This window comes from Methylobacterium soli (assembly GCF_008806385.1).
Lineage (GTDB): Bacteria > Pseudomonadota > Alphaproteobacteria > Rhizobiales > Beijerinckiaceae > Methylobacterium > Methylobacterium soli.
The window spans coordinates 1-15,450 of record NZ_VZZK01000068.1; the positions used below are offsets into that span (position 1 = coordinate 1).

8 protein-coding genes and 6 pseudogenes are annotated in these 15,450 nt (G+C 56.6%); 7 read left to right on the top strand and 7 right to left on the bottom strand.

Annotated features, from left to right (window positions below):
- The first annotated feature begins 553 nt into the window (after nt 1–553).
- Together F6X53_RS30440 and F6X53_RS34175 are read left to right on the top strand one after the other, a co-directional pair.
- Nucleotides 554–1,057, top strand: a complete 504-nt coding sequence (locus tag F6X53_RS30440; protein WP_191971071.1) for a DUF4384 domain-containing protein — start codon at nt 554–556, stop codon at nt 1,055–1,057.
- A gap of 38 nt (nt 1,058–1,095) precedes the next feature.
- Nucleotides 1,096–1,947, top strand: coding sequence for a serine protease (locus F6X53_RS34175; RefSeq protein WP_425324713.1), 852 nt, complete (start codon nt 1,096–1,098; stop codon nt 1,945–1,947).
- Between the two features lie 1,575 nt (nt 1,948–3,522).
- On the opposite strand, the pseudogene F6X53_RS30450 reads toward F6X53_RS34175, so the two are convergent.
- The 5 genes and pseudogenes from F6X53_RS30450 to F6X53_RS30470 all read right to left on the bottom strand — a co-directional run bounded on the left by F6X53_RS30450 (nt 3,523) and on the right by F6X53_RS30470 (nt 9,253).
- A pseudogene (locus F6X53_RS30450) lies at nt 3,523–4,473 on the bottom strand (IS630 family transposase).
- A 65-nt stretch (nt 4,474–4,538) separates the two neighbouring features.
- Nucleotides 4,539–5,503: pseudogene (locus F6X53_RS30455) on the bottom strand (IS481 family transposase).
- Nucleotides 5,504–5,903: 400 nt separating this feature from the next.
- Nucleotides 5,904–6,584 (bottom strand): S1 family serine peptidase, encoded by a 681-nt coding sequence (locus tag F6X53_RS30460; RefSeq protein WP_191971073.1) that lies wholly within the window; start codon nt 6,582–6,584, stop codon nt 5,904–5,906.
- Between the two features lie 279 nt (nt 6,585–6,863).
- Nucleotides 6,864–7,697, bottom strand: a complete 834-nt coding sequence (locus tag F6X53_RS30465; protein WP_151005422.1) for a S1 family peptidase — start codon at nt 7,695–7,697, stop codon at nt 6,864–6,866.
- Between the two features lie 653 nt (nt 7,698–8,350).
- Nucleotides 8,351–9,253, bottom strand: a complete 903-nt coding sequence (locus F6X53_RS30470) for a M12 family metallopeptidase (RefSeq protein ID WP_151005424.1) — start codon at nt 9,251–9,253, stop codon at nt 8,351–8,353.
- Nucleotides 9,254–9,580: 327 nt separating this feature from the next.
- On the opposite strand from F6X53_RS30470, the pseudogene F6X53_RS34180 reads away from it, so the two are divergent.
- Nucleotides 9,581–9,721: pseudogene (locus tag F6X53_RS34180) on the top strand (transposase); the annotation flags it as partial.
- A gap of 237 nt (nt 9,722–9,958) precedes the next feature.
- On the opposite strand, the pseudogene F6X53_RS30480 reads toward F6X53_RS34180, so the two are convergent.
- A pseudogene (locus tag F6X53_RS30480) lies at nt 9,959–10,937 on the bottom strand (IS110 family RNA-guided transposase).
- Between the two features lie 43 nt (nt 10,938–10,980).
- Here F6X53_RS30480 and F6X53_RS30485 point away from each other — a divergent pair.
- The 4 genes and pseudogenes from F6X53_RS30485 to F6X53_RS34185 form a co-directional block, all read left to right on the top strand.
- Nucleotides 10,981–11,441, top strand: a pseudogene (locus tag F6X53_RS30485) (transposase); the annotation flags it as partial.
- 158 nt (nt 11,442–11,599) lie between these two features.
- Entirely contained in the window at nt 11,600–12,538 is a 939-nt protein-coding gene (locus tag F6X53_RS30490; RefSeq protein WP_151005426.1) for a serine protease, read from the top strand.
- The gene (locus F6X53_RS30495; RefSeq protein ID WP_151005428.1) at nt 12,535–13,464 is read left to right on the top strand and encodes a serine protease; all 930 of its coding nucleotides are present in this window, start codon (nt 12,535–12,537) and stop codon (nt 13,462–13,464) included. Before F6X53_RS30490 ends, F6X53_RS30495 begins: the two co-directional genes overlap by 4 nt.
- 11 nt (nt 13,465–13,475) lie before the next feature.
- Complete coding sequence (locus tag F6X53_RS34185; RefSeq protein WP_151005430.1) at nt 13,476–14,426, top strand: serine protease; 951 nt, start codon at nt 13,476–13,478, stop codon at nt 14,424–14,426.
- A 92-nt stretch (nt 14,427–14,518) separates the two neighbouring features.
- On the opposite strand, the pseudogene F6X53_RS30505 reads toward F6X53_RS34185, so the two are convergent.
- Nucleotides 14,519–14,937, bottom strand: a pseudogene (locus F6X53_RS30505) (IS701 family transposase); the annotation flags it as partial.
- Between the last annotated feature and the right edge of the window lie 513 nt (nt 14,938–15,450).

The following is a 15,450-nucleotide window of genomic DNA, read 5'->3' on the forward strand; positions in this document are numbered from 1 at the left end:
AGCTCCGTCATGCTCGCACGATCGGAGAACGCGCGGGAATGCCACACGAAATGACGAAGAGCCACTTTTGCGAAGCAAGTCCATCCGGACGGTACCCACCAACGGACAACATGAACGGCAGGCAGACGCTCGGCTGCAGGTGGCCCTGGCTTCCCTGAAAAAGAAGTACAAACGCCCGCAAATCCATTCGATGGCGAGTTACTTCGACCCGCGCAAAACTAAGCGGCTGCACCGGGCGAGCAGTGAGCCGAGAGAAGCAAAGGAAATAGAAAGACTGCAAAGCAGGCGACGTCTTCAATCATGTACTGTTGGTGCGTATTTTACATTTTAATATGCCCGTCGCCGTCTTGCAACTTTCCTTGGTTTGAGCGAACCTCAAAGACCTACGGCGCTAGCGAGGGCAATCTATCCAGTGCGACCAATAATTGGCCAACGAGACCAACTTCCAGCGCGAACAGCTGCGTTCGTGCTGGCGACGCAACTGCTCATGACAACGGCAGTATCACGACCTGCTGAGGCTGCATGCCGGTCAGATCCGGGCTTCAGAGCATCGGTGCTGCCAGAACCCAGCGAAGTCTCCTGCGAGCTTCGCGCGCCTGGAAGTATTTTGGCATACGAAGTCGTCGGCGGCCGCAAAGCTATAACTCCTTCCAGTTCATTCCGATTAGGCGCCCGGGTCGTCATTTGCGTCTCCCCCCGTTCTAATATGTACATCTCGGTTTGGGATACGCCGCCGAAGGGAAATATCGAACGTCTTTACCCGAATTCAAGATCCCACCCGAAAGGGGAGAAAGCTGTTTTGCTTCAGGGAGGCACTAAAACTTGTATCGGCGAGATAGGCTCTGGATATCAAATTTCTATATCCGAATTCGAAGGGCTTGGCCGCGGCCAATTTTACTTTCTTGCAACCAGTAATTACGAAGACCATCCTCGCCCAACTGATTTCGCAGCTGCCGACTGGCAAACTTCAATGAAAGCATCGATCGAGAACGAAGAAGCTTCTCCTGTTTTCCCAAGAGCGGCCGATGCTTGGCTCGTATATACGGTCGTCCGATGAGCAGTAAATTGGAAGCCAGCAAATTAGCCCTGATGTTCATGACCTTACTTTCTAGCATCGGTCAGGCGGCTGCACAAACATTCGAATGCCTTGAGCCTGCCCAAAATAAGGTTGAAGAAAGAGTCGTAGGCGGACGAGAGGCGGACGCTCGCGACTTTCCCTGGCAGGTTTCCGTACAGTCGACTTTGTCAGGATTCTGCGGAGGTTCTCTGGTTGGGCGCACATGGGTTCTAACGGCAGCGCATTGTGTTACCCGTGAAACAACCGGCTCGATTCCTTATCTTCAGCCGAACGTCTCGATTAGAATTTACAGACCGGATAATGCAAACCGGCCCATGGGCGAAGAGCGCAAGGTCGTCAGAGCATACGTCCATGAGGAGTATAGTCCAGATGACCCAGCCAAGCGGCACGACGTAGCTCTACTGAAATTGGACTCGGGATACAATTTCGATGACGACCGGTCTCTTGTGACTCCGGCAACTATTACGACTGATAGGGTGTTCGGGGTTCCAGGAGCTTGCGCTGTTGTCACCGGATGGGGTAGGATTAGCGAGCGCGCAGCTCCATCAGCAATACTTCTAAAAGCATCGGTTCCGCTTAGAAGCCTGACCGAGTGCAGCCAAGCTTATGCGGGGCTTGGGATCGATCCAGGACATGTTTGCGCTGGATACGTGTCTGGCGGCGCAGACTCGTGTCAGGGTGATAGCGGCGGGCCACTCGTCGTAAGGGGCGGCCCAACAGGTTGGATTCAAGTAGGCATAGTGAGTTTTGGCAGGGGTTGCGGGCAACCTGGTTACTTCGGCGTCTACACTCGCGTTGGTCGCATTCGGCCGTGGATCGAGGAGACAGTGAGGCGAGATGCGCTCATCGTTCAAAGACGGCCAGACTAGACGCAGCGTTCTCTCAGGCTGTGCTTGCAGCCTAACGATGCTGCTCCCTACCCCTTTGTGCGCCGATTCGGATCGCGGCTGCCTGACAGCAAGCATCGAGGAGGAAGGGCAATCATCTCCAGCTTCAGCGCAATCCGCCAACGCGAGAATAGTGAGTGTGATAGGTTCGCGTCTGCTCTCGGTACTCGGCGAAGCAGCTCCGACCTTTGATTATGAATTTAAACTGGGCCGTTTTTCGCCTAGCGCTTCGCCCGATTGTTTAAATACCCGAGCTACGATCCGGTTTCCGGCAAACTTAGTTAGTGAGCTCGGGAGTGGCGAGGCCGTAACCTACGTGCTCGGTCATGAGATTGCACATGTCGCTCAGTACGTCGCATCATCAAATTTGAAGAGACAGATCTGTCAGGGTAGGTCCGTTGACGTCAGGACCTATGAGTTGATGGCGGACGCGATTTCAGGCTGGTGCTACAGAATCCTATTTCCCGGCGCCACATCAGATATTGTGCTCAGCACTATATCGAAACTATCTGATTACGAATTTTCAAATGCTGCTCATCATGGGACCGTAACTGAGCGTATTTCGGCTTTTAATCTTGGCACTAGTGCGTCAGACAAGCGAATGCGTCTTTCGGTAGTTAACCTAGTGAACAACATAGCCTTGTTTGAGGAGGCCATTTTTCCGTCGCGTCAAATAGAATCATTCAACAGCGCTCAAGATAAACGAGACTACTATCTTAGACGCCTGTTTGTGTCACCTCGGAGCTGAGAATGCACTACACTAGACGCACGCTGCTTGCCCTGATGGTATGCATGCCTACGACTGCGTCATTGTCTGCACCCGGAGACATAGATTGCGACCAGGTTCGGAACCAAGTCGACACGCTTGAGCGGGGGCCAGATCATGTAATCCGATCGTTTAGACGGGACCCGCGACGATTTATTCAGGAGACAAATTTCGACTGGCATTGCTATCCCCAACCGCTGGAACAGACAGATAATAGAAATTTCTTGGAGAGCATCGACTGTATAAGGCGCGTCGAAGTTACTGACCAACAGTCCGACCTGAAACGTTCTGGACGAACTTTTGTAAGAAACTTTTCCCCACTACTCAAGTGCTTCGAAGGTGAAGTCTTGCAATCTGCACCAAGTCAAATTGGGTCTCCACAAGTAACAACCGAAACATGGAACATAATACTAGATAGAAACTTCCGCGGAAGGAAGATTCTTCTTAATTACAAATATAGCTTGGGAAGCGATGGCTATATATATTGGAGCCTGGTGACAGGGTATTCCGTCGGGCCACAGCGGCGTGAATAAAGAGTGCGCCAAAATGGTGCCGCGCGACCCCGTTCATTCCTCGGCCGTGTACGGCGGCAACCTAGACAAGGATTTTTCAGAAGCCCCCTTAGGCGATTGCCGACGGCGCGGTCGGACTCGTTTAGGTTTAACCTCAGGCGGGGCAGGCTGACTGAGTTGCTGCGACCTGCTCGGGCGTGCATCCAGTCTGGCCGTGAGGCCGTCGTCACGACGCCACGCCGAGCCGGGATAGTCGCACCCAACTAGAGCGTCATCCGATCAGGTTGCGGCATATCTTGCAGCGGCGAGATAGGTTCGACACTTAGTTGGTGCGAAGCGGGTCAGGCTGCGCCAGATGGCGTCCCAGAGGTCTGGGATAGTCCGCGCCGCCGCGCTACGCAGGAGAGACTTCAGCTTCGCAAAGGCCAATTCGATCGGGCCGAAGTCGGGGCTGTAAGCTGGGAGGCAGAGGAGCTTGGCCCCCGCGGCCTCGATGTGCTCACGGATGCTGCTCACCTTGTGAGCGGGCAGGTTGTCGAGCACGACCGTGTCAACGGGCTGGAGGGTGGGGGCGAGCACGTCGGCCACGTAGGTGCGGACGGCCTGCCCGTCCATGGCACAGTCGAGCAGCCAGGGCGCGGTGATGCCGCTGGCGCGCAGGCCTGCCGTACCGTGACGGTCGTGGTTCTGCAGTGGCCCTGGGGCACGCTCATCCGGCAGCGCTCGCCGCGCGGAGCGCGCCCGTAGCGTCGCGCCATGGCGGTGTTGGCTGCGGTCTCGTCGATGAACACAAGACATCCGGATCGAGATCGAGTTGGTCCTCGAACCATGTCTCACGTGCCGTCTTTACGTCCTCGCGCTCCTGCTCGGCTGCGTGACCCGTGCTTTTCTTCGTGAGATGCCGTGGCGCTTGAAGAAGTGCGAGAGGCTGCTCTGGGCCACGCAAACGCCGCGCTCAGCCAGAGCGGTCCGTAGCTCGTGCAGGTGGATGCCGGGCTGCGCGTCGTAGAGCGACAGGATCAGTCCGGCATGAGCCTCGATCCGGTGCGAGCGCTGATCACCACCCATCGGCTTGGGCGCGACGTGGCGCTCCCGTGCGAACTGTCCGCACCAGCGACTGGCGCTCGCCAAGCTCACCCCGAAGCGTTCTGCTGCCTGGTCCCGGGACGCGCCGGCCTCGACGGCATAAACCACCCGCTGACGCAGATCGACGGACAGGGCTGAGGACATCGGCGCTCTCCTTCGACGACCAACCCCTCAGCTCGAAAGACGTTTCAGCGCGCTCGGATGGCGCTCTAGGTGTATGGTCCCCGGATGTGGTGTGACGGGTCGAGCCTGAAGCGTCCGGGCTCTTTGGTCCAGACCTGAAGGACATTCTCGTAGGGCGTGAGGCCCCGCAGGGTCTTCAGCCGACGGGCATGGTTGTAGGCATCGACGAACAGCTGCAGGTGTGCCCGGAGCTGTTCGTGGGTTTCGTAATGGTAGCGCTTGACCGTTGGTCCTTGATGGTGCGGTTCATCCGCTCGACTTGACCGTTGGTCCACGGATGGTTGGGCTTGGTCAGGCGATGCTTGATGCCGTGCTCGTGGCAGACGCGATCGAACATGTGCCGGCTGTAGAGGGCGGTGGGGCCTGAGCGGTTGCGCGGGGCATCGCAGAACTGGACACCGTTGTCGGTCAGCACGGTGTGGATCTTGTACGGCACGAACGCGACCAGCGCGCGGAGGAAGTCCGATGCTGTGTAGCGGTTGGCTTCTGCTTCCAGCTTGGCGAAAGCCAGCTTCGAGGTTCGGTCGATGGCCACAAACAGGTAGAGCTTGCCCTGTTCTGTCCTAACCTCGGCGATATCGATGTGCATGTAGCCGAAGGGGTAATCGGCAAAGCGCTTCTTCTTGGGCTTGTCGCCTTCCATCTCTGGCAGCCGGCTGATGCCGTGCCGCTCAAGGCAACGGTGCAGCGACGAGCGGGTCAGGTGCGGGAGGGTGGGCTGTAGACCGTAGAGGCAGTCGTCCAGCGGCAGCAGGGTATGCCGCCGGAAGGCGACGATGATCGCCTCGTCCTCAGGTGTCAGGACCGTCGACCGAGGTTCTTTCGGCCCCATGGCGGCATCGGCCGTCGACTGCCGTGCGCGCCATTTCTGGATCGTCGTCGGGCTGACGCCGTAGCGCTTAGCCGACGCTCTCACGCTCTCTTGACGTAGCTGTATTGCGCGACGGATCGCCTCCGTCGTGCGGGCGCTGCCATAGAGAATTTGGCCCATAGCGCATCCCTCGCAGCATGGTGGTCAACCGTACCACCACACCGCGGGATCAAACAGCTAGGGGGCGCGTGCATCGAGGGCTCAAACGCGGACCATTGGGCGTTTTGCTCAACCGAGGCAGTCATTACTCAGGCTTCGCCGAAGCACGGATTTGTCATTGTGCGGGCGATGATGGACGTGCGCCGATCCCATGGCACAGCAGGGCGATCCCTCAGGAACTGGGCATGTCGAAGGCCGGCTTAATAATGCTAATCCTTGTTGGTCAGCGCTCGCAAACGAAGGCTCATTGTCGTTGGATCCGATGCGCAAGGGCTGGATGCAGAGCGGCCACTTCGCATATGGTCCATTTCGTTGGAATTTGCGGTGCAGATGCGAACCGGCACACACCGCTCGACCAAGCTCATTTTCCCAAATAGTAATTCTGCACAGCAGTCTCAGCCCATTTCCGGTAAAATAGTGAGCTCGTATACACCCCATATAGATCGGCGAAACCGCATCCAATACCCCAGCTAATAACACCAATCAGAACTGGATCGACGCTAAACCCACTTCTTGCCGAGCTCGATTGCGACCTATATACAAGTGGCCCACCACTGTCACCCTGGCATGAATCGAAATCACCAGATACAAAACCGCCGCAGATCGCACCCTCTGGTATTTTCTCGCCGTTTGGCTCAAAAACGGACCGACATATAGACCGCTCCACAAGTGGAATAACTACTTCTTGCAAGGTTGGCGATTGGTAGCCACCGGCAGTTCGGCCCCACCCTTGAGCGCGAACCGCCAAATAGGGCTTTCCAACCCAGTTAATATCTCCAATGCTAGGAAGACGCACTGTGTTTCTCAGTGTGCGTGCAATATCCTTCGCAGGTTCGCTTAATTTAAGTAAGGCTATGTCATTTTCGAGGGTCAGATTATTGAAGCTTTCATGCACTATGATACGTTCTACTGCCTGCTCCTCTCCCTTTGTAGCATCGGAAAGGTCCCTGGTTCCACCCAAAACCCTTAACTCAGATGCCTTAATCGTTTCTCCATCTTTGACAACGCAATGCGCCGCGGTTAACACCCATTGCGGCCTCACCTCGGATGAACTCCATCCAGCCACTATCTGCAGAGCATCGTCATAACGTGGCCCAACAAAGGAACCGCCACAAAAATGTATGCGCGTCGAATCTCCGGGAGCACTCGGTCTCCGCAGGGATACTGCCCAGGGGCCCTGGCCAGGAAAAACCGCAACGCCGTTAATAATACGCGGACTATTTCGAGCTGTTTCTGAACGCGCTTGCGCAGACGCTCTGCTCCCTGAAAACAGGATCGCCGCAATAGATAAAACTAGTAGTCCGCCTAGAGGCACCATTTCTCATTTCCCCTTCGCAAGAGTTCTCACGAACCAGGAACGTATATCGCGGTTCTCGAGTGAGGTGTATACTCCTCCATCTCCACACATGCCCCCTTCTGTCGCGCGCAAAGCACGCGATGTCACGGCCATAAGTTCGAGATCTCCTTTGTCACTTACAGCGTACAAAGCCCCTCCGCTGTCTGCATAACAGGTGTCGTACGGCTTATCCGCTGCGACAATTTCCATGCTTGAACAGCCAAGGAGTTGCTGATCAGATTCGCCACACAGTCTACTAACAAGCTTGATCTCAGTAAAATTCTTCCGACCGGGCCTCCAAAGATTGTCGCTCTCTCCCCAGCCCACGGCCACAAAACGCGAGTACACTGCGTCGAGCCTGCTCAAGCCGGATTGGGGAAGGACAGCCGCTGCAATGTCGTCTGGCAGGGCATGTTTAAACCATACAAGCGCGACATCTCCCCGGCGCATCGCTTCGACAGCATTTATACGGTATTGCTCACAAAATGGTTCATCAAAGAAAAGGATTTCCCTAAGCTGCAGATCTAATCGAGTTTGAAAGCCTGCATTCCCTTCAGCAAACACTGTACGCCCTATGAAAGCTGAAATAGGCCGCTCCTCGCACAGGCAGTGAGCGGCGGTTAGTATAGCTGTGCGAGAAACAATCACACCGGAGCAAAGAATTCTATCGCGAGAAAACTCCGCCGCCACGACACCGGGGAACGTACGGTCAAAGGCAGCGGCCTCCTTCCTGCTGCCTTGATTTCGCAATGTCCATCCAAGCAACGCAAGCATTACACAAGGGATAAATAAGCTTAGCTGCTTCAAAGTTAGCTTCATCGAGTAATCGATACAGTTTTAGCAAAATCTACTGCTACTCGCATCAGACCCCGCGCCGCAACATGAGGCCGCTATCGCGCTCTGTAATCGTAGCGGTAGAGCCATAATATGAATGTAGTTTTCTGAGCGCTACCGCGGCTGGACCGTACCTGCCTCGGGTCTGCCGGAGGCAGCTGGTTGAAGGAGGAGAGCTTGAGGCATTTGTTTGCTCCAATCCGCTAAGGGCCTTCGCAGTTGGGGTATCGTGCCTCACCTGATGCACACGATCACTGTACCCTGTTGGATTTCGGATCTGTTCCCGGCGGCGGGGCTGGTGTGGGAGGAACTATCGGATCTGCGCCTTCTCCTCCGCATGCGCTTCCGGGACCGCAATGCCTGTCGGGGTTTAGGCGTCCGGCGTCCGATCTGCCGCCCATTACTCCGTCATCTTGGAGTGGCCGCAGATCATGAGGAGCCATAAATCGATCCCCGTAGCGATTGGCGCCATTCGTTCTGCTGGCCGCCCCCCCTGCACTCAACTGCGCGAGCAGAGTCGGTCTACTCTGATGGTTCACGTTGGTAACGAGCGAAGTTACCCCGCTGGACACAACGCAAAGGAATAGCAAGCCAAACGTTTGCATTGCACAACCTGCTGGCTACGTTTGTGGATCGACTCACTCAAGCGAAACGGATTTGAAGAATTCCGGCAGCCTTCCCGGAAGCTTGTTAGTAGAAATTGCAACGACTGCTTCACTGCGAGCCTTGGCGCCATCAGAACCCATTGGATAAGCAATGCGCAACCCCAAATAATCACCTTGGCTCAGAACAGTGTTCACCTTGACAAAGCAGGGGTCAGACTTCCCCCCCTTCAGGTGCTCAGCTGGAATGTGATAATGAGTGATCGACTTCTCGTCTCGGTCGGTTGAAAATAGAAATTTTCTCTGATTTCTTCCTAGAACGCGGAGATTATCCTCGACGGTAGTAACATTCCATCCATTGCTGCTCGCGTAGCTCGCAACGTTGATCAAATTGTCATAGCAGTTCGCGCCGTCCGGGTTCTGATGCTCATGATGAACACCAAAGGCATGAAGGATCTCGTGCTGGATGATGTACTTGGGAAGTCCGGGCTGTAAATAGACTGTTGGCCTGCCGCGAAGCTGGGAGTGAAGGGCTGTCCTGCCTACGTAGGCGAAACAGCATCCATCCTGAAAGCTGATTCGAATCTCAGGAGCGCCAGATGAAGAGCAATCTCCTACGAAATTTACTGTCAGATTCACCTTATTGGCGCTGAGATTGAGTGCATCAATCGCCGATGCCACCGCGTCTTGGTCAGACGAACTTCCATTGAGGAAGCATGCCCGAAGGGCGGCTCCAGGCCGCCAGAGCAGGGCGCGTTCTAAGATGTAGCGTTCCTTAGAAGTGGCGGGCTGGCTATTCGCTGCGGAGGCTAAGTCATTTGCTACCATTATTTCGGGGTCATGCAGTGCAGGATTTGCGATGCCCCAAAGATCGTGAGCGGTAGAAGCCGAAGAAGAGAAAGCCAGCAATAATGTTGCAAGAAAAGGGATGCACTTCATACTGTCCTCCCATCTCGGTTTGTGAGGATTGCATCTAAAATTTCGGCTGGCAAGGGTTCTTTACGGAACGGATGTCGTACGCCGGGAACCGCCGAACAGATCGCGGCACACAATGCGCCGCGACGTCACGCGTTCGTGGAGGTGGTAGACGGCTAACCCCTAATCCAGACACATGAGATTAATGCTCGGCTCGTGCTTCGGCATCCAGATCGGCTCCGACCTTCGCACTCACGTCTTCTTGAAAATTTCCTGCTGGGAAGAAACGATGATCAGCTGGGCAATAAGGTGCTTGTCTTCTTGCGCGGCAAGACGGCCTGCCGCCTCCTGGTGAGCGTGCCAGTGGTTTGCTCAATCACCGCCTTAGCCTTGCGCTCCACGATCGACCAGCTAGAGCCGTTCGGACGTTCCAGGGGTTTCGGTGCCCATCTTGGCTTGGCGGCAGCCCGTCATCGGTCAGGCGAGACCAAATCCAGGGTTCGGCCGCTGGCGAAAACGTATGGCCCGCCACGTCCGCCTGGGTCTCATAAGGGCGACGGCGTCGAGCGCTGTTTTCGGCGGGACGCTTCCAGGACACCGGTCGACTGTCAGGCCGTCCTCCTCTCACCACTCGCAGACATCGGAAGGCCGACGTGCCCTGTGCCGGCAAAACTCGGATCGGGCGGCAATGGCCGCAGCTTGGTAGACGCGCTCATGCCGCAGAAGCGCCTAGACGATGCGGGCCATCTTGGCAGCCAGCGCCACGACCGCGGTGTTCGCATGGGCCCGCGCCAGCAGCCCACGCAACCACTGACCAAGTTGCGTCTCATTCTGCCGCAGTGTCGGCGTTGCGGATCGCGCACCCTGGATCTGCATCTTGCGCAGATACTTGCTGCCGCGCTTGGTGATGCCGACGAGCTTGCACCGGCCGCCTGTCGTCATCTGATGCGGTACCAGGCCTAACCACGCTGCCAGATCGCGCCCGCGGGCGCGATCTGGCCACATCACCAATCGCCGCCACGAGCGCGGTCGCGTTGGGCGCGCCGATGCCCGGGATGGTGGTCAACCGCCGCGCCTGCTCATCTGTACGGGCCTGCTTGGCGAACTCAGCGTCGAGTGCGGCACTGCGCTGATTGAGGAGATGCCAGCGCTCGCGAACCTCGGCCACGAGAGCACCCATACGCGGCGTCAGCGACGAGCCCGAATCAGCGTCGAGCAGGCTGGCAAGAAAGACGGTGAGCTTGGCGCATCCTTGCGCCACGACGTGACCGCGCTCCAGTAGGATGGCACGGATCTGGTTCATCAGCGCCGTACGCTCGCCGACCAATTGATCACGCACTCGGTGCAGGGTTTGCACGTTGAGCTGTGGTTCCGACTTGAGCGTCACGAACCGCATGGTCGGACGCAAGGCCGCCTCGGCGATTGCCTCGGCATCGCAGCCGTCGTTCTTCTGGGCTTTGACGTAGGGACGCACGTACTTGGGCGACATCAGCCGGACGGCGTGTCCTTGGGCCGCGAGGGCACGGCCCATGTGATGCGCGCTGCAATTGGCCTCCAAGGCGACGACGCAAGGCGGCATCTTCGCGCCGAAGGCGAGCACCATCTCGCGGCGCATGCGTCGGCGCAGCACGACCCACCCGGGCTCATCCAGCCCAACGAGACTGCACCTGTTCTTGCCTAAATCAATCCCGAGCATTGCGATCGTCATCATCTGCTTCCTCATCTCGGCAACACCGCAAGCCTAGCAGTGCAGGCTGGCGAGGGGCGGGCCATCCATAAGGGTTGCGAAGGCGCAGGCGATTAGTCCGTCGCGCGGCGGCCAGACGAGCAAGATCTATGCTCCCGTCGATGTCTTCGGCCGCCCCGGCGTTCTACTGCTGACGCCCAGCAACACCAGCGATTTGCGCACGGCCCAGAGGTGCTCGCGGAAGCTCCCGGTCGCATCCGCCTCCTGACCAGCGACAAAGGCCACGACACAGACTGCCTGAGTGCCGACCTGCGAGGGAACGGCATCACACCCATCATCCCAGCCAAGCTCGGCCGCAAGCGCCACGGCTGTCACGACAAACGCCGCCATCGCGAACGCTGGCGCATTGAGGCAACTTTCAACCGCCTGAAAGACTTCCGCCGCATCGCGACCCGCTACGACAAGCTTGCGCGCGACCACGCTTCAGCCGTCGCACCTGCGGCCGTCATCGTGTCCTGGTGGTGATCGAGTCCAGACCCTCGGCCCAAGCCATTGCGCCAAATCGTTGCTCGTGAGCGACCGTGAGTCAATTCGGATAACCTGCATTGACATTCGCCTACGTAGGGGGAAAAATCTTGTACAATGCGACAGCGATAACGCCAACCTGCAAAGAGCATAGTCCGATGGCCCTAAGAATCTTAGTAGCCACGTTGTTCTTGGTCTTTAGCTTTGCGAGGCAAGCACAAGCAGCAGATTTTCTCGGAGACATTATTAGAAATGCAATCAAAAGTCCAAATATTGCCCGAGAACTCGATAAACTGAACGCGCCAGCACTCGGCAATAAGCAACTACAGATGAATTCTAAGTCTCAAAACAGTGAAAGACCGACAAGCCCTACCGTCAACGGAAGATCTCAATTGGCGCCTATTGAAGCTTATCCGTGGGTAGTAGCGATAACGAACGGGCCGAGCGCAGATAATGCTTACTATTGTGCCGGTGTCGCGATTGCTGAGGACTGGATCGCCACAACTGCCTATTGCGCGGCTAATTTTCACCAAAGATCGGGATCCGTTCTCGTAGGGGAAGCCGACTTTCGGAAGGCGAAGTCAAGCGCTGTAGATAAAGTGGTCATCCATCCGGAATGGAATCAGCTATCTCATACGGCGGAAATCGCACTTCTACGTCTTTCTCCAAGTCCTAATCTAAAGCTTGTCCCGCTGATTTTCGGCCAAGGTCGATCTGCACGCGAGAGGGTCGGAGCGGTTGGCCAGGTACTTGGCTGGGGATATACAAATCTCGAAGCAGATCCCGCTTCACTTTACCTGCTGAAGCTTCTGCCTACAAGAATTCTGTCCGAGGAAGTTTGTTCGAGCCCTTCTTTCTATTCGGAAGCAAGATTCGAGGGGCAGTTCTGCGCACAGTCGTTGGACCGGTTGCAGGAAGCCTGCGTAGGCTTCGGTGGCAGTCCGCTGGTACTCAACAATTCGGACGGACAACGCTATTTAGCTGGGCTGGTCGGATGGGGAGAAGGGTGCCCACCATCCTCAACAAAGCCGACGGTCTATGTGGATGTTAGCGCCTACTCAGATTGGATCCGCAATACGACGGGAGGCGCCAAATGAGGGAAACTTCGTCGGCGGGCACTGTCCTGTTTTTGGCGGCTGTGCTCGCGGGCCTGCTCCTTGAGACGGTGACTGTTTTAGCAGACCCCCCAAAGATACAAAGTCGTTCGCTTGCGCCTTTTGAAGCTCAGAAAAAAGCGATTGAGAGCGGTAAGGCGGAGGATAGGATCTCAGGCAACGCGAACGCTGCCCCCGAGAATGCCTATCCCTGGACAGTCTCAATAGGTATCAAAGGCGCCCCGCATAGCATTGGTCACTTCTGCGGCGGTGTGTTGATCGGAAAAAATTGGGTCGCGACGGCTGCGCATTGTATTGTGAAGCCAATTATAGAGTCTGGACTAATCAAGATGCAGGCTGTCGGCCCAGACCAAATAGAGGTGTTAGTCGGATCTAACTACTTGAGTATGGGGGGTACAGCTCTATACGTCGCGAAGATCCATGTTCACCCCGACTACAGGGTCGATTCTAATAATGTCCCAAGCAACGATTTAGCTCTCCTTTCTTTGAGCGCTGATTCTGACAAGGCACACATACCCTTGATTGCCTCTCCTGCAGCTGAAGAATTCTTGAAGGCGCCCGCTAGCAAGGTATTGATAGCTGGTTGGGGAAGGATTTACTTTGGTGAAGGGCAACCGCTCTCAAATGCACTTTTAAATGCTTTTGTGCCTATCATGTCACGGGAGCAATGTAATGATAAAGCAATGTATGACGGACTCGTCCAGGATACGATGATCTGCGCTGGATTGGGGGTCGTGGACTCGTGTCAAGGAGACAGCGGCGGTCCTGCGATGGCTTACATTCGAGGAACACCCTATCTACTAGGAATCGTCAGTTGGGGCGTTGGATGTGGAACCGCAAAATACCCGGGCGTATACCTGAACATAGCCAAATTTAGCGGCTGGATAGCTGAGCGAATCACGCCTTAAGGATATTGAGAATGCGACTTGGCAAATCTTCGTGCTTGCCTCCTGCTTTCTGGTCTGTGCTGCTATTCGCATCTTTCAGTGCGTACGGCGCCGGAGCTGCATCCGAACGCCAGCTCGGCCCAGATCGTTTGTATAACCCGTACGCGTCGCGCAGCTCGTCTGAAAGCGAGATCCCAGCAGTGATACGGGACGCGATCGAATTCTCTGTCGGCTCCGGAAGGCAGGTTTCAGTCGACCCTCGAATAGTAGGAGGAACTCCGGCCCCGCTGCGAGCTTATCCCTGGCAGGTATCTATCGGAATAAAGGGCATCGACAATAAGCTTTCTCACTTCTGTGGTGGGAGTGTAATTGGACCTGATTGGGTTCTTACTGCGGCGCATTGTGTATACGGCCAAACCGCCCCGGAAAACCTGCAGGTATTATCGGGAACTAACTATCTTAATGATCCTGGTCAAATAAGTCTCGTTTCTAAGATTGTGCTACATGAAGACTGGTCGCCAACAGATTACAGTAACGATATAGCAGTCTTGAAACTCGCGGCGCCCATTGGTGAAGTTCCGATCGGCTTGCTATCTCCAGAGGCTGCTTCGAATCTATCTCGGCCGGGGTTGATTGCGATTGTTTCCGGATGGGGATTGACACGCGAGGATGGGAGAGTTTCGAACGTTCTGAGGAATGTCAGTGTTCAGATTGTCAGTAAGTCGGATTGTACTGGCGCTGCAGCCTATGGCGACAGCATCACTGAAAGCATGTTTTGTGCTGGTTTCGCAGAGGGAGGGAAGGACTCCTGCCAGGGGGATAGTGGCGGCCCATTGATGGTCCCAGATGGCCGAGGGCGCTTAATCCTTGCCGGAATTGTTTCTTGGGGGGAAGGTTGCTCTCGACCGGGTAAGTACGGGGTCTATACATTAGTTCCGCTTTTTTCGGACTGGATCGCGCGTGTAATGGCTAAGGGCGATTAGCATTACAGTTGCATCTCTTTCTGAGATGCGCCTGTCGAGTGGCAGCTTGGTGGGCGCGCCGCCAGGCTGACCATGCGAGCACGAAGGTGGGCTCAATTCGCCGCTGCGCCAGCCGCACCGCGACGCGCCGGATCTCCTGCCTGGACCACGGCACCTGCGAGCTTGGCGATGAGCGTCGTTTTTGGGGCGGCCCGTTGCCCGGCCGGCGCACCCGCGCCAGCATCGCAGAGGCCAGCATCACAAGGCTCACGTGCTGGTGCCAGCCGTGCCACGAGCGGCTATCGTTGTGGGCCAGCCCGAGTTCCCTCTTAGCAGTCTCTAACGCGTCCTCGATCGCCCAGCGTCGCCCCTCTATCATCACCAGCCTTTCGACCGGCGTGCCGGCTGGGAACCAGGTCGTGAAGTAGGCGAAAGACTCGTCCGACAGGCTGCGCCGCACCAGCAGGCCGCGCGTCCACAGGCTCTGATCGAGCGCGGCGTCGAGCGCGTCGGCCCGGAGTGTGGCCAGCGGTCGCGCCTCGACCGACGTTGCGGGAGGGGTCGAGTTCCTGTGAAGCGCCGCTCCCAGGCTTATATCGAACGTACAAGCGCGGAAGCAGGATGTGGCTTAGGGAAGTGCCCTTTCGGGCAGCACCTCTGCTGATGAGCGGTAGCGCTCGTGTGTGCTCTCCCGCCTGCCCACGTCCCGACCGCGGAGCACAGCCTACTCGCAGTGAACTTCCTTTTCGAATGCGGTGACTGCGACGGAGAGGCCGCCCAGCCTATTGGCGAGACCCAGCACTCCACAAACGCTGGTTGGCCGGGCACGCCGCCGACAAGGTGCACAGCCAACCTGGGACGCGGCAGGCTGATCGCCCAGCGGCGTCTCACGAAGTCGTGCGATGTTACGTCAGCTGTTACGTCCGAGGCGGACCGAGGGACTTCAAAGAGGCCGTTCTAGCTCTAAGCCGCTGAAAGATTTGGTGGGCGCACTAGGGTTCGAACCTAGGACCCGCTGATTAAGAGTTCAAGGATTTTGCGCGGA